This is a genomic window from Nonomuraea sp. NPDC050451 (assembly GCF_044458585.1).
On the sequence record NZ_JBITHZ010000059.1, the window covers coordinates 1 to 14,172 of the forward strand.

Annotated in this window: 17 protein-coding genes; 10 read left to right on the plus strand and 7 right to left on the minus strand. The window is 72.8% G+C overall.

From position 1 onward, the window contains the following. The 3 genes from ACIBI9_RS63625 to ACIBI9_RS63635 all read left to right on the plus strand — a co-directional run. Positions 1-105 (plus strand): aldehyde dehydrogenase family protein (locus ACIBI9_RS63625; RefSeq protein WP_350735854.1); only part of this gene is annotated, 105 nt, incomplete at its 5' end. Positions 106-284: 179 nt separating this feature from the next. After that, complete coding sequence (locus ACIBI9_RS63630; RefSeq protein WP_397238149.1) at positions 285-1,130, plus strand: aldehyde dehydrogenase family protein; 846 nt, start codon at positions 285-287, stop codon at positions 1,128-1,130. 36 nt (positions 1,131-1,166) lie between these two features. Continuing rightward, the gene (locus ACIBI9_RS63635) at positions 1,167-1,529 is read left to right on the plus strand and encodes a helix-turn-helix domain-containing protein (protein WP_397238151.1); all 363 of its coding nucleotides are present in this window, start codon (positions 1,167-1,169) and stop codon (positions 1,527-1,529) included. A 105-nt stretch (positions 1,530-1,634) separates the two neighbouring features. Here the strand turns inward: ACIBI9_RS63635 and ACIBI9_RS63640 are convergent, their stop codons facing one another. Then, a complete protein-coding gene (locus ACIBI9_RS63640; RefSeq protein ID WP_397238153.1) occupies positions 1,635-3,077 on the minus strand; it encodes an amidase in 1,443 nt (480 codons plus the stop codon). 47 nt (positions 3,078-3,124) lie between these two features. Between ACIBI9_RS63640 and ACIBI9_RS63645 the strand changes: the two genes are divergently transcribed. Beyond that, a complete protein-coding gene (locus tag ACIBI9_RS63645; RefSeq protein ID WP_397238155.1) occupies positions 3,125-4,318 on the plus strand; it encodes a pyridoxal-phosphate dependent enzyme in 1,194 nt (397 codons plus the stop codon). Between the two features lie 12 nt (positions 4,319-4,330). Here ACIBI9_RS63645 and hrpB read toward each other — a convergent pair whose 3' ends face one another. Further along, positions 4,331-6,715, minus strand: coding sequence for an ATP-dependent helicase HrpB (gene hrpB / locus ACIBI9_RS63650; RefSeq protein ID WP_397238157.1), 2,385 nt, complete (start codon positions 6,713-6,715; stop codon positions 4,331-4,333). After that, the gene (locus tag ACIBI9_RS63655) at positions 6,715-7,071 is read right to left on the minus strand and encodes an ArsR/SmtB family transcription factor (RefSeq protein ID WP_397238159.1); all 357 of its coding nucleotides are present in this window, start codon (positions 7,069-7,071) and stop codon (positions 6,715-6,717) included. The genes hrpB and ACIBI9_RS63655 overlap by 1 nt, the downstream gene beginning before the upstream one ends. 87 nt (positions 7,072-7,158) lie before the next feature. On the opposite strand from ACIBI9_RS63655, the gene ACIBI9_RS63660 reads away from it, so the two are divergent. From ACIBI9_RS63660 to ACIBI9_RS63670, 3 genes are all read left to right on the plus strand, one after another. Beyond that, positions 7,159-8,307, plus strand: a complete 1,149-nt coding sequence (locus ACIBI9_RS63660; RefSeq protein ID WP_397238161.1) for an MFS transporter — start codon at positions 7,159-7,161, stop codon at positions 8,305-8,307. A gap of 25 nt (positions 8,308-8,332) precedes the next feature. Further along, positions 8,333-8,710 carry a hypothetical protein gene (locus ACIBI9_RS63665; RefSeq protein ID WP_397238163.1) on the plus strand — a complete coding sequence of 126 codons (378 nt, stop codon included), beginning with the start codon at positions 8,333-8,335 and terminating at the stop codon, positions 8,708-8,710. Positions 8,711-8,790: 80 nt separating this feature from the next. Continuing rightward, entirely contained in the window at positions 8,791-9,465 is a 675-nt protein-coding gene (locus ACIBI9_RS63670) for a hypothetical protein (RefSeq protein ID WP_397238165.1), read from the plus strand. On the opposite strand, the gene ACIBI9_RS63675 is transcribed toward ACIBI9_RS63670, so the two are convergent. Both ACIBI9_RS63675 and ACIBI9_RS63680 read right to left on the minus strand, forming a co-directional pair. Beyond that, the gene (locus ACIBI9_RS63675; RefSeq protein WP_397238167.1) at positions 9,457-10,287 is read right to left on the minus strand and encodes an undecaprenyl-diphosphate phosphatase; all 831 of its coding nucleotides are present in this window, start codon (positions 10,285-10,287) and stop codon (positions 9,457-9,459) included. The genes ACIBI9_RS63670 and ACIBI9_RS63675 overlap by 9 nt on opposite strands. Positions 10,288-10,408: 121 nt before the next feature. Then, positions 10,409-11,212: an NmrA family transcriptional regulator gene (locus ACIBI9_RS63680; protein WP_397238169.1), complete on the minus strand. Its 804-nt coding sequence runs from the start codon at positions 11,210-11,212 to the stop codon at positions 10,409-10,411. A 75-nt stretch (positions 11,213-11,287) separates the two neighbouring features. Here ACIBI9_RS63680 and ACIBI9_RS63685 point away from each other — a divergent pair, with 75 nt between their 5' ends. From ACIBI9_RS63685 to ACIBI9_RS63695, 3 genes are all read left to right on the plus strand, one after another. After that, a complete protein-coding gene (locus ACIBI9_RS63685; RefSeq protein ID WP_397238171.1) occupies positions 11,288-12,205 on the plus strand; it encodes an AraC family transcriptional regulator in 918 nt (305 codons plus the stop codon). Continuing rightward, a complete protein-coding gene (locus ACIBI9_RS63690; RefSeq protein ID WP_397238173.1) occupies positions 12,202-12,708 on the plus strand; it encodes an HAD domain-containing protein in 507 nt (168 codons plus the stop codon). Before ACIBI9_RS63685 ends, ACIBI9_RS63690 begins: the two co-directional genes overlap by 4 nt. 62 nt (positions 12,709-12,770) lie before the next feature. Further along, the gene (locus ACIBI9_RS63695) at positions 12,771-12,965 is read left to right on the plus strand and encodes a PspC domain-containing protein (protein ID WP_357752737.1); all 195 of its coding nucleotides are present in this window, start codon (positions 12,771-12,773) and stop codon (positions 12,963-12,965) included. Between the two features lie 64 nt (positions 12,966-13,029). Here ACIBI9_RS63695 and ACIBI9_RS63700 read toward each other — a convergent pair whose 3' ends face one another. Continuing rightward, complete coding sequence (locus tag ACIBI9_RS63700; RefSeq protein WP_397238175.1) at positions 13,030-13,617, minus strand: hypothetical protein; 588 nt, start codon at positions 13,615-13,617, stop codon at positions 13,030-13,032. Continuing rightward, a complete protein-coding gene (locus tag ACIBI9_RS63705; protein ID WP_397238177.1) occupies positions 13,614-14,165 on the minus strand; it encodes an RNA polymerase sigma factor in 552 nt (183 codons plus the stop codon). The genes ACIBI9_RS63700 and ACIBI9_RS63705 overlap by 4 nt, the downstream gene beginning before the upstream one ends. Positions 14,166-14,172 lie beyond the last annotated feature (7 nt).

Below are 14,172 nucleotides of genomic sequence, written 5' to 3' on the forward strand. Positions count from 1 at the left end.
ACGTTCAACAAGTTCGACCCGGCCTCGCCGTTCGGCGGTTACAAGGAGTCCGGATACGGCCGCGAGGGCGGTTTGCACGGATTGGAGGCCTACCTTGACGTGTGAGCATCGCCGTCCCCGCCGCGCCAGGCGGCGGGCACAGGCCACCAGGGGTCACGCCTTCGCCAGGGCCGGGCGGCCCGTACGCACGGGCTGGTACGCCCACCGCTGCGGCGTGAGCCGGTGCGGCCAGGTCTTCGTGCCGGTCCAGATGTCGCAGGAGTCCACGTGGAGAGGGCGGGGCGATGAGTAGGTTGTCCGTCAGAAAGACCTACAAGCTGTTCATCGGAGGGGCGTTCCCGCGCTCGGAGAGTGGGAGGTCCTACCCGGTGACCTCGGCCAAGGGCGAATTCCTCGCCAACGCTTCCCGCGCCTCGCGCAAGGACGCCCGCGACGCCGTGGTGGCCGCCCGCAAGGCGTTCCCCGGCTGGTCGGGCGCCACCGCCTACAACCGGGGGCAGATCCTCTACCGCGTCGCCGAGATGCTGGAGGGGCGGCGCGCGCAGTTCGCCGAGGAGCTCGGCGGCGGCAAGAAGGCGGCGCTGGAGCAGGTGGACGCCGCGATCGACCGGCTCGTCTGGTACGCGGGGTGGTCCGACAAGATCGCCGCCGTGCACGGCGCGGCCAACCCGGTCGCGGGCCCGTACTTCAACCTGTCCTCGCCCGAGCCGACCGGCGTGGTGGCCGTGATCGCGCCCGCCGATCCGCTGCTCGGGCTGGTGTCGGTGGTCGCGCCCGTGATCGTGACCGGCAACACGTGCGTCGTCGTGGCGTCCGAGCGCGCGCCGCTCGCGTCGATCACGCTGGCGGAGGTCCTGGCCACGTCCGACCTGCCCGGGGGCGTGGTGAACGTCCTCACCGGGCACCAGGCCGAGCTGGCGCCCTGGCTGGCGGCGCACATGGACGTCAACGGGCTCGACCTGACCGGGGTCGAGGACGCCGACCTGGCGCTGAGCTGCGAGCAGGCGGCGGCGGAAAACCTCAAGCGCGTCCTGCGCCCCTCCCGGCAGGACTGGACGGCCGACCCGGGGACCGGCCGGATGACGCGGTTCCTGGAGACCAAGACCGTCTGGCACCCGGTCGGGGCCTGAGCACGGCAAACGGGAGCACACCGGGAAAGGGGATCGATGAGTCTCGGTGAGTTCCTCCGGGCCCGGCGCGCCCGGCTCAAGCCGCAGGACGTCGGGCTCGGGCCGGGGGTGCGGCACCGGCGCGTGGCGGGGCTGCGCCGGGAGGAGCTGGCGCCGCTGGCGGGCCTGAGCGTCGGCTACTACACGCGGCTGGAGCAGGGGCAGAGCCCGAACGTCTCCGACGAGGTGCTCGACTCGCTCGCCCGCGCGCTGCGGCTGGACGGCGACGAGCGGGCCCACCTGCACCGCCTGGCCCGCGCCGTCCGGTCCCGCCCACCGGTGGGGCCGGAGCTGCTCAGGCACGGCATCAGGCGCATGGTCGAGTCGTTCGCCGAGGTGCCGGCCTGGGCGGTGGCGTGACGAGCACGAGCCATTCACGTGTTCATGCGGACCAGGCTGCGGCACGGCCCGCACGCCGACCAGCGCCCCGCTGGAGGTACACCTGCCAGGTGCACCCTCAGCGGCTCAGAACGCGAAGCCGGGCGGTCTGACCGGGGGATGGGCGGCCTGGAGCTGGGCGGCCAGGCCGAGGAGGTGGGGTTCGCCGCCGGGCGGGGCGACGATCTGGACGCCGATGGGCAGCGCGGTGGAGTGCGTGGCCAGGGGGACCGTGATGGCGGGCCAGCCGCACATGTTCCAGGGGCCGGTGGCGGGGGCGTACCTGACGTTGGTCAGCGCGTTGCGGAGGAAGCCGCGCTCGCCCCAGCGCTCGGCCTTCGGCGGGACGGCGGCCAGGGCGGGCGTGATCAGCACGTCGGCGTCGCCGAACCACTGGTCGGCCCCGTAGCCGCTCCAGCGCTCCCGGCCGCGCACGCCGTCGAGCTTGAGCGCGCCGAGCACCCGGCCCGCGCGGGCCAGCCCGCGGGTGCGGCGTTCGAGCCGGCGCCGGTCCAGGCCGTCGGCCGACGCGGCGGCCCTGGTGAGCCAGGTGGCGATCGTGGCGGGGCCGAGCCAGGCGGGCAGCCTGTCGCGGTGCTCGACCACCGTGTGCCCGGCCTGGCGCAGCGTCTCCGCCGCCCCGCGCACCGCGGCCTGGAACTCCCTGTCCACGGGCAGGCCGGCGGGGAGCGGCTGGGGCGCGTACGCCACCCGCAGGTCGAACGGCTCGGGGCTGTCCTGGGGCGGCTGCGGCTCCCAGATCTCGTCGTCGTCCGCCCAGACCGAGCGCAGCATGGGCGGCCGCGGCTCGACCCGCCGGCCGCCGCGCCAGGACTCGGCCAGCGCCGGGTCGGCGGCCAGTACGGACAGCGCCAGCGCCAGGTCGGACGCGGTCGTCGCCAGGGGGCCGTTCTCCGACAGCCCGTCCCAGTGGTCGGTCGGCGGGGGCACGAGCCCGGTGCCGGGCTTGACGGCCAGCACGCCGCAGCAGGCGGCCGGGATGCGCAGCGAGCCCATGCCGTCGTTGCCCAGCGCCAACGGCACCATGCCCGCCGCCACCGCCGCGGCGCTGCCCGACGACGACCCGCCGGCTGTCCTGGCCGGGTTCCAGGGGTTGCGTACGATGCCGTACGCGCTGTCGCCGAGCGCGACGAGGCCCAACTCGGGCAGGTTCGTCAGGCCGACGACCACCGCGCCCGCGGCCCGCAGGCGCGCCACCGTCACGTGGTCCTGCGGCGCGGGCGCGTCCGCCGTGACCGCGGACCCGCCGCGGGTGGCCTCGCCCGCGACCTCCAGGTTGTCCTTCACCGCCACCGGCACGCCGGCCAGCGGCAGCTCCGCCAGGTCGCGCCGTTTCTGTACGGCCTGCGCCTCCTCCACGGCCTGCTGTCTGATCCGCCGGAACGCCCCTACTTTGGAATCCCGCTCCGAGATGGCGTGAAGGTGCTCCTCGACGACGGTCGTGGCCGTGACGTCCCCACGCCGGACGGCCGTCGCGATCTCGATAGCGGACCTGCCTGCCCACAACATGACTAGAGTCTGCATCCTGGCCGCGCGGCTCGATAGGGTCGATACACGTGAACGGACCCTCCCTTGCCCTCCGTCAGCGCTCGCTGGGTGACCCCGCGACCGAGTTCCCGCTGTTCCCGCCGCTGACGCGGGGTTGTCCCAAGACCAGCACCGACGAGATCGCCTATCCGCTGGAGATCACGTACGACTACGGGCGGGTGGATCCGCGCCTGTTCGAGCAGGAGCCGGGCACGGACCTCGCGCGCTGGTCGCCGCTGCTGCCGCCGCTGGAGGCGCCCACGCTGGGAGAGGGCGGGACGCCGCTGGTGGAGTTCGACGGGATCCACGTCAAGGACGAGTCCCGCAACCCGACCTGGTCGCACAAGGACCGCCTCAACCGGGTCGCGGTCAGCGCCGCCGTCGCCTCGGGCGCGCCCGGCGTGGTCGTGGCCTCGTCCGGCAACCACGGGGCCTCGGCCGCCGCCTACGCCGCCCGGGCCGGGCTGCCCGCCATCGTGCTGACCTCGGCGGATTCGCCGCCCGCCGTGCAGGCGTTCGTGCGGGCGTACGGGGCCAAGGTCGCCTCCGTGCCCGCCGAGGCGCGCTGGCCGCTGCTGCGCGAGGTCGTCGACCGGCTCGGCTACCACCCGGTCAGCAACCAGACCGTGACGCACACCGGGCACCCGTTCGGGCCCGAGGGCTACAAGACGATCGCCTACGAGCTGTTCCTGCAGCTCGGAGGCGTGCCCGCGGCCGTCTTCACCCCCACCGGATACGCCGAGCTGCTCTACGGGATGTGGAAGGGGTTCGTGGAGCTGCGGCTGCTGGGGCTGGCCGACGCCGTGCCGCGGATGTTCTCCTGCGAGACGGCGGCCGGCGGCCCCCACGCGCGGGCGCTGGCCACCGGTGCTCCGGCCGCGATCGTCGAGCTCCGCGAGCTGGGGGCCAGCGACGCGTACGGCATCGCCGGGCAGGTCGGCGGGCACCGCGGGGTGGTGGCCGTGCGCGACAGCGGCGGCGAGGCCCTGCTGGTGACCGACGAGGAGCTGCGGGCGGCGCAGCGGGACCTGGCCGGGCAGGGGCTGTGGCAGGAGCTGTCGGGCGCGGCAGGGCTGGCCGGATACCGGAAGCTGGGGCGGGACTTCGACGGGCCTGTCGTGTGCGTGGCCACGTCGAGCGGGTTCAAGGACGTGGGCGTGGGGGCCGAGCGCTTCCCGGTCCTGGAGAACCCGACCCTGGACGATCTCGCTCCAGACGCGTAGCGGGCGAGAGCGTCATGCCCGCCTCTCCTTGGCGCGGCGGGTGGGAGGCGCGGTCAGCGGGTCCTCCGGCCAGGGGTGCCTGGGGTAGCGGCCGCGGAGCTCCGCGCGTACCGAACGGTAGCCCTCACGCCAGAACGACGCCAGGTCCGCGGTGACGGCCACCGGGCGGCCCGCCGGGGAGAGCAGGTGCACCACGACGGGCACGCCGGAGATCTCGGGCGTCTCCTGCCGGCCGAACAGCTCCTGCAGCTTCACCGCCAGCACCGGCCGGTCGCCCGAGTAGTCGACGCGGATGTGGGAGCCGCTGGGGACCTCGATGCGTTCGGGGGCCGCCTGCTCCAGGCGCTCGCTCCAGGGGATCAGGCGTTTCAGCGCCGCGGCCACGTCTATGCGCTCCAGGTCGGCCCGGCGGCGGGCCCTGGACAGCTCGGGCTCCAGCCACTGGTCGGCCAGGTCGATGAGCGCGTCCGTCGAGGGCCACGGGGCGCCGATGGCGCGGTGGCAGAAGGCCAGGCGATCTCTCAGGTCTTTGGCCTGTTTCGTCCAGGTCAGGACGTCGGGCTCCGTACGGAGGCCGTACAGAACTGCCTCGCGGACGTCGGCGTCCTTGAGCGGGGCGGCGGACAGCTCGATCGCGCCCAGGCGCTCGACCCGGCGGGCGAGCACGTCGCCGTGGCGCTCGCCCGGAGGGACGTGCCAGGCGATCTCGTCCTGGGTGGTCGTGGGGTGCGCCAGCCTGGCGGTCTTCTCGTCGATCTCCACGGCCTGCCTGATGCGGGCCGACGCCGAGCCCGTCTGCCGGTCGGCGACCGCGATGGCCAGCCACTCGGCGGTGTGCAGCCTGGACCCTGCCGCGAGCTGGGCCTGCGTGCCGGACGCCATGAGGTAGCCGCCGCCCCGCCGGCGCGCCACCCGCTCGGGGAACGCCAGCGCCACCGCCGTCCCGGCCAGCACGTCGCCGGCCAGGTCCGAGCGGCCCGTGCCGGCGGCCCGCTGGAGGCGCCTGGTCTCCTGGCGCCAGCGGGCGGCGAAGCCGGTGCCGCCCCGGCGGGCCGCGCGCCAGACCTCCACCAGGTCGTCGCCCGCGTCGCGCGGCAGCTGCTCCGACAGCAGGGCCACCACCTCGGCCGCGCTCGGGCCGAGGTCGAGCAGGGCCCTGGCCAGCCGGGGGTGCACGCCCGCGAGCGCCATCCGGCGCCCGCGCTCCGTCACCCGCGAGGCCGGGTCCAGCGCGCCCAGCGCCTCCAGGGTGCGGGTGGCGGCGGACATCGCAGCGGGCGGCGGCGGGTCCAGCAGGGCCAGCCCCGACGCGTCGGGCGCGCCCCAGCAGGCCGTCTGCAACGCGAACCCCGTCAGGTCGGCGAGCGCGATCTCCGGCCGCGCGTGGTCGGCGAGGCGGTCGTGGTCGGCCGCCGACCAGCAGCGGTAGACCGTGCCCCGCTCCTCGCGCCCCGCCCGGCCCTCGCGCTGGCCGGCCGACGCCTTCGAGACCCTGACCGTGGTGAGGGATCCCAGGCCGCGGGCGTGGTCGGTACGGGGCTCGCGGGCCAGGCCGGAGTCGACCACCACCCGGACGCCGGGCACGGTCAGGCTCGACTCGGCGACCGACGTGGCCAGCACCACCCTGCGGGCCGAGCCCGGCGCGAGCACGGCGTCCTGGACGTGGGCCGGGGCCTGCCCGTGCACCTGGAGCACCTCCACGCCGTCCAGCATCCCGGCGACCCTGGCGATCTCGGCCACGCCGGGCAGGAAGCACAGCACGTCGCCGTCCCGCTCGGCCAGCGCCCTGCGGACCACCGAGGCGACGTGGGACAGGAGCGCGGGGTCGACGCGGAGGCCGTGCGGCGGGGCGACCGGGCGGGCCGGCGGGGCCCACACCGTTTCGACGGGGTACGCGGCGCCGGTGGCCGCGACGATCGGGCCGCCGATCAGCCGGGACCACGGCTCGGCGTCGGCGGTCGCCGACGTGGCCAGCAGGCGCAGGTCGGGCCGGAGCGTGTCGCGTACGTCCAGGAGGAACGCCAGCGAGGTGTCCGCGTCCAGGTGCCGCTCGTGGCACTCGTCGAGCACCACCGCGTCCACCCCGGCCAGCTCCTGGTCCCGCTGGAGGCGCTGGAGCAGGACGCCGGTGGTGACGACCTCGACCATCGGGTTGGCGCCCGTGTGGCGCTCGCCCCTGATCGTGTAGCTCACGCCCATCCGCCTGGCCGCCGCGCGCACGGCCAGCCGCCGCGGCTCGGCGACCAGCACCCGCATGCCCGCCTCGGCCAACGCCAGCGGCACGACCGTGGTCTTGCCCGTGCCGGGCGGGGCCGTGAGCACCGCGCTGCCGTGCCGGTCGAGCGCGGCGAGCAGCTCGGGCAGGACGTGCCGGATGGGCAGCGAGTCGTGGCGCATCAACGCTGGGCGGGGACGTCGGCGCTCGGGCCCAGGGCGGCGCTCGGGATCCCGGCCGCGGAGAGGACCGAGTCGAGCAGGCCGGGGAAGCGGGACTCGAGGTCGTCGCGGCGCAGGCTCATGAACTTCAGCCGTCCCTCCTGCTTGGTGATGACCACGCCCGCCTCGCGCAGCGTCCGGTAGTGGTGCGAGGCCGTCGACTTGTGCACGCCCAGGTCGTCGCCCGCCTCGCCGCAGTTCATCACGCCGCTCAGGGCGAGCCGGACGACGATCTCCAGGCGGACGGGGTCGGACAGCGCCCGCAGGACCTCTGTGAGCTGGATGTCCTCCGTCGCCGGGTGAGGTAGCAGGCGCATGGTCAAACCCTACCTTCGTTTTATTGTTTGACAACAATCCAACTATAGGTCAGTTTGATGCGTGTCCAACTTTTGCCTGGAGGCTCCATGACTTCGCGGCTCTACCCGCTTGCTGTCGGAAATTTCGCCATCGGTACGGGCATGTTCGTGACCGCCGGGCTCCTACCGCCCATCTCGAAGGACCTGGGGATCTCGTCCTCCGCGGCGGGGCAGCTCATGACCGTCTTCGCGCTGGCGTACGCGGTGCTGTCGCCGATTCTCGCCGCCCTGACCGCCCGCCTGTCGCGCAGGACCCTGCTGCTGGTGGCCCTCGGCGTGTTCGTGCTGGGCAACGTCCTGACCGCGCTGGCTCCGACGTACCCGCTGGTCATGGCCACGCGGGTGGTCGCGGCGGCGGGGGCGGCGATGTTCACGCCGACCGCGTCGGGCGTGGCGAACGCGCTGACCGAGCCCGAGCGGCGCGGCCGGGCGCTCGCGCTGGTGATGGGCGGGATGACGGTCGCGAACGCGATCGGCGTGCCCCTGGGCACCTGGCTGGGCTCGGTCTCGGGCTGGCGGTCCACGCTGTGGCTGGTGGCGGGGCTGGGCGTGGTCGGGTTCGCCTGGGTCGCGACGGTGGTGCCGGCCGTCAGGATCCCGACGTCGGGGCGGCTGCGGGAGCGTCTCGCGCCGCTGGGCGACCGGCAGGTGCTGGCGGTGCTGATGACGCAGCTGCTGCTGTTCGCTGCGGGGTTCACCGCGTACACCTACATCGGGTCGCTGATCGACCTGCCGCTGCCCGCCGTGCTGTGGGCGTGGGGGATCGGCGGCATCGTGGGCAACCAGCTCGGCGGGCGCTTCACCGACCTGTACGGGCCGCGCAGGATGGTGCTGCTCGCCCTGGGCGCGAGCACGTTGTTCCTGGCCCTCATCCCCGTCGCGAACCTGGCCCTGCCCGTCGCCCTGGTGTGGGCGTTCCTGTGGGGCGCGCTCGGCTGGCTGGTGGCCCCCGCGCAGCAGTTCAGGACCGTGTCCGTGGTGCCTGACAACGTGCCGATCGGCCTGGGGCTGCTGTCGTCCGCCCAGTACGTGGGGCTGTTCCTGGCCGGGCTGGCCGGCGGCGCGACGCTCGACTGGTACGGCAGGACGGGCGTGACCGTGCTGGCCACCGCGTTCGGGCTGGTGGCGCTGCTGTTCACGCTGGCCACCTACCGCCCGGCGGCGGTCTCCCCGAAGGAGGGCGTGTCCGTCGGGTAGCGCGCCGTCGGCCAGAATGGTGATCATGTCCGAAGACGTCGACCCCCGGAACGAGCCCGCCCCCTTCGGGGCCGTGGTGCTCCTGACGGCCGCCTCGGCGGTGGCGGTCATGGGGCTCAGCGCGTTCCTGTCCCAGCCGCCCGCCCTGAAGATCCTCCTGTTCGGCCCGATCGCCCTCGTGGCGTTCGAGGTGGTCGTCCACGAGGTGTGGTGGCAGCGCTGGTGGGGCGCGATCCCCGGCGCGGTGGCGGGCCTGGCGCTCTACTTCGAGGGTCGCGCCGCGCTGAGCGACCTCGTCGGCGACACCTGGGCCCACCCCGTCGCGTACGTCGCCGCCTGGACCCTCTTCGCCGTCGTCTTCGCCCTCTGCAGCCGCTATCCCCGGACCCTCCGGGCGACGTGATCTTCTCCGCCGCGTAGGGGACGCCGGGTCGGTCCGCAGGCGGACGACGGGCGGCGGGCGCGGCGCCTACCGTCGGCGGCATGTTGAACGACCAGGTGACCTTTCGGCGCATCGCGGCGGGCGTACTGCTCATCGTGGCCCCGCTGCTCCAGGCCGTCGCCGTCGTCGTCGATCCCGGCACCTGGGGCGACGACCGGGAGGCGGTCAGTTACGGCGCGAACCCCGCGCTGGCCCAGACCGAGTCCGCGCTCTACCACTGGAGCTGGATGCTCATGGCCGTGGCCGCGTTCGGCCTGGCCCATCTCACCCGGCGCAGGGCCACGCGGCTCGGCCACGTGGCGACGGCGATGACGGTGATCGGCTACCTCTCGGTGTCCGCGCTGCTGATGACGGACCCCGTGGAGTGGTGGCTGGGGCAGCACCACTCGCCGGAGGAGGCTCAGCGGATCCTCGACGAGATGCTGAACCTGCCCGGGGTCGTCATCGGTTTCCAGATGCCGTGGATCTTCTTCGCCGTCCTCGGCCTGCCGTTGCTGACCGCGGCCGTGTGGCGGGCGGGCTTCGTCGGCTGGTGGGTGCCGCTGCTCGTCTTCGTCGGCTACGTCGCCTCGTTCCCCGTCCCGTACGGGCCCCTGACCGTGGTGTTCTGGATCCTGCCCGTCGTCGCCCTGGGCTGGACCGGGTTGAAGATCCTGCGCATGGGCGACGAGGCGTGGGCGGCGTACTATCCGGCTCCGGCCCTCGTGTCAGCCTAGGGCCGGGATCCAGCCCGCGGTGACCGCGAGGATGAGGAAGAAGCCCAGGATGATCCGGTAGATCACGAAGCCGGTGAAGCGGTGGGTGCTGATGTAACGCAGGAACCAGGCCACGGCCAGGTATCCGACGACGAACGAGATGACCGTGGCCAGGATCGTCGGCCCCCACTCGGGGGCCGGGCCCTCGCCGATCTCGCTCAGCTCGTAGACGCCCGAGCCCAGCACGGCGGGGATGGCCAGCAGGAACGAGTATTTGGCGGCGTCCTCGCGGCGGTAGTCGAGCAGCAGGCCCGCGGTCGTGGTGCCGCCCGAGCGGGACACGCCCGGGATCAGGGCGAGCGCCTGGGCGAAGCCGTACACGATGGCGTGGGTGAAGCTGAGGTGCTTCTCCAGCGTCAGCTTGTTGCGGGCGGTGCGGTCGGCGAACCAGAGGAGGACGGCGAAGACGACCAGCGTGGTGCCCACCAGGCGCAGGTCGCGGAAGACGGTCTCGATCTGGTCCTTGAACGTCACGCCGAGCACCACGATCGGCAGCGAGCCGACGATGATGTACCACCCCATGCGGGCGGCCCAGTGACCGCGCAGGTCCTTGTTGAACAGGGATCTGGTCCAGGTGGAGATGATCTCCCAGATCTCCTTGCGGAAGTAGATCAGCACGGCCAGCTCGGTGCCGATCTGGATGACGGCGGTGAACGCCGCCCCTGGGTCCTGCCAGCCGGCGAAGGCGGAGACCACCCGGATGTGGGCGCTGGAGGAGATCGGCAGGAACTCCGTGAGCCCCTGGACCAACCCCAGAACCACCGCTTCTAGCCAGCCGATCACGACGACAACCTTCCGAGAACGCGGGAGTGACGAGGGTGAGGCTAGCGGATGCCGGGGCCGGTGAGTTGCTCGCGTAGCGTACAGAGTCCCGGCTACCCCGACCGCGAGTACGGATGAGACCTCACAGGCGCTGCCACATCGCGGCGGCGGCCTCGGCGTAGTCGGTGAAGTCGCGGGCCGGGCGGCCGAGCGCCTGCCGCACGCCGTCCGACACGGAGGCGTTGCGGCCGTCCAGGATGCCGGTGAACAGCGCGGCCAGGCCCTCGGCCTCCTCCTGGGGCACGCCGTTCTTGACGGCCGCGGTCACGTACTCCTCCGGCGTCACCTGCACGAACGAGATCTCCCTGCCGGTGGCCCCGGACAGTTCCCCGGCCGCCTGCGCGAACGTCAGCAGCCGCGGCCCGGTGAGCTCGTAGAGCCTGCCCGCGTGGCCGTCCCGGCTGAGCGCGGCGGCGGCCACGTCCGCGATGTCGTTCACGTCCACGAACGGCTCGGGCACGTCGGCGACCGGCAGCGCGATGACGCCTTCGAGCACCTGGTCGTAGAAGAAGCCCTCGCTGAAGTTCTGCATGAACCAGCTGCAGCGGACGATCGTCCACTCGGCCCCGGACTCCCGCACGGTCCGCTCGCTGGCCTCCGCCTCCGGCTCGCCCCGCCCGGACAGCAGGACCAGCCGCCGCACGCCGCCGCTCACGGCCAGCTCGGTGAACGCCTTGACGTCCTCGTACGCGCCGGGGAAGGCCAGATCGGGCACATAGGCGAGATAGACGGCCGTCACGCCGTCGAGGGCCTTCGGCCACGTGGAGCGGTCCTGCCAGTCGAAGAGAGGGCGGGACCCGATCCGCACGGGCAGGCCGAGAGCGTTGAGGCGGTCAACCACACGGCGGCCGGTCTTGCCCGTGCCGCCCAGAACCAGAATCGTCATATATCTAGTAAGCCGCCATACCCATAAGACTCTCCATGGTTGAGAAGCGCAATGGCATATGCGATCGTCTAGCCCATGGATCAGCTGGCGGCGCTACTGGACGGCCCGCGGGCTCGTGGCGCCTTCCTGCTCCGCTCGATCCTGGATCCGCCCTGGTCGATGCGCATCCAGGACGAGGCCCCGCTGTCGTTGATCGCGCAGGTGCGCGGGGAGTCGTGGATCGCGTTCGACTCGGGCGAGCCCGTGCGGCTGTCGCCGGGGGAGGTCGCGATCGCCCGGGGGCCGGAGCCGTACACGGTGGCCTCGGAGCCCGGCCTCACGCCGCAGGTCGCCATCCTTCCGGGCCAGGAGTGCAAGACGATCGACGGCGAGTCGCCCTACGACACCATGTCCATGGGCGTGCGCACGTGGGGCAACGACCCGTCGGGGGGCACCGTGCTGCTCACCGGCACGTACAACCTGGAGGGCGAGGTCAGCCGGCGGCTGCTGGACGCGCTGCCGCAGCTGCTCACCCAGCCGGGAGACCCGATCAGCTCGCTGCTCGGCGCCGAGATCGTCAAGGACGAGCCGGGCCAGGAGGCGGTCCTCGACCGGCTGCTCGACCTGCTGCTCATCGCGGTGCTGCGCTCGTGGTTCGCCACCCACGCGAACGAGGCGCCCGGCTGGTACCGCGCGATGGGCGACCCGGTGGTGGGCCGGGCCATGCGCCTGCTGCAGAACAACCCGGCGCACCCGTGGACGGTCGCGGCCCTGGCCGCCGAGGTGGGCGTGTCCAGGGCGTCGCTGGCCAGGCGCTTCACCGAGCTGGTCGGCGAGCCGCCGATGTCCTTCCTCACGGACTGGCGCCTGGCGCTGGCCGCCGACCTGCTGCGGGAGCCGGACGCGACGATCGGCTCGGTGGCCAGGAAGGTGGGGTACGGGAGCCCGTTCGCGCTCAGCGCGGCCTTCAAGCGGGTACGGGGCGTCAGCCCGCAGGAGTACCGGGCCGGATGAAACCACTGCTGCTGCTGGACGTGGACGGCGTGCTCAACCCCATGGGCCGGCCCACTCCCGACTTCCGGCGTTACCGGTGCACGATCGACAGCGAGGTCTACACCGTGCACCTCAACCCGCGCCACGGCCGCAGGCTCCTCGACCTGGCCCTGGCGACCGGCTCCGAGCTGGTCTGGGCGACGACCTGGGAGCAGCACGCCAACGAATGGATCGCTCCCAGGATCGGCCTGCCCTCGCTGCCCGTCATCCCCGTGAACCCGGACGTGGTCTCGGAGCGCGGGGAGATGTTCAAGACGCCGCACGTGGCCCGGTACGTGGGCCGGCGGCCGTTCGTCTGGTTCGACGACCAGGTGTGGGCGGAGGACGAGGAGTATCTCAGGGTGCATCAGGGTCTGGATGACTTCCTGCTCGTCCACGTGGACCCGGTACGGGGACTGACCAGCCGACATCTGGGCATGGCACATGAATGGCTGACCCTTACAGGGTTTTCTCAGGGTTCCTGACGGGAGTCCGTCGGCCTGGCTGCCCGTTGAACAGGTAGGTCGTCACACACGGAGGAAACATCATGTACCGCTCACGAGAGCACAGGATTCTGGCCGGCGTCTGCGGCGGTCTCGCCGACAAGATGGGCCTGCCGCCCACTCTCGTCCGGATCCTGTGGCTGCTGCTCTCGCTCATCCCCGGGCCGCTGTGGGTCGTCTACGTCGCCATGTGGATCCTCGTCCCGGAGGAGCCGAAGGGTTACCGCTCGGCGGCGTGACGTCCGGCACAGGCGCCGGCGGGCCGCCCGCCACGGATGGGCGGACGGCCTGCTCGACCAGTCACTAGTCCCCCATGGGCGGCTGCCCCCCTGAGCCGTCCTGGTCGCCCCAGCTCGGGTCGTCGATCTCGGTACAGGGCTTGACCTGGCCGGTGATCACCTGAGCCTTCAGCTTCCAGTACGGCTTCTCGGCGAACTCCAGCACCAGAGTCTGGCCCGCGCCGACGTACTGGGGACTGATGTCCACCCCGGAAGTCCGGGGGCGGGCGGCCTTGTAGGAGACGGAGTTGCGCCACTCCTCAGCGTTGGCGGGCTCGCCTCCGACGGGTTCGCCTCTTCCCGGGGCGCACGTCGTCCTGGGCTTGAGGTAGGTGACGTCGGCGGTGACGCCCGCCTCCTTCAGGTCCTGCTCCAGCTTGTCGGCGTCCCTGAACTCGTTGATCTCGACCCGGATCGTGCCGTCGCCCTGCTTGGTGACGGCGTACGCGGGCGTCTCCGCCCCGGTCAGCAGGGGGACCGCGATCGCCGCGGCGGCGGCCAGCCCGGCCACCGCGCCACCGGCGAGCAGCCGGCGGGTGACGCGGCGACGCCGTTCGGTCCGCGCGCCGATCTCTGCTTTCAGCTCCATCAGCAGTTGCTCCTCGAATCTCATCCTGGTGCTCCATCCATGACGAAGGGCAGGTTTCGCAGCGTCTGGCGGGCGCGGTGCAGGCGTACCTTGGCGGTCCCCGGCCGGATGCCGAGGGCGTGCGCCGCTTCGGTGACCGTGAGCTGGTCGATGACGACCAGCTCCAGCACGGCGCGTTCCCCCTCGGGCAGGCCGGCCATGGCCTCGAAGGCCCGCCGGGCAGGCTGCTCCGCGTCGATGCGCTCCTCGAGCCGGGCGACGTCGTCGGTGTCCAGCGGCCGCCGCCCGCTCACCCGGTCGGTCAGCTGGTACTGCTTGTACGCCCGCCGCCGTTCGGCCGAGATGGTCTTGCGCGCCACGCCGTACAGCCAGGCGATCTCGGTGCCGAGGTCGGCCCGGTAGGTGTGGGCCGAGTCCAGCACCGCCACGAAGACCTCTGCGACCAGATCCGCGACCGTGTGCGGATCCTCGACGCGGCGGGCGAGGAACCGGGTGACCGCGTCGACGTGCCGCCGGTAGAAGGCCTCGAACGCCACGGGGTCCGTGGCGATCTTCGGCTGTTTGAGACGCACCGGCCAA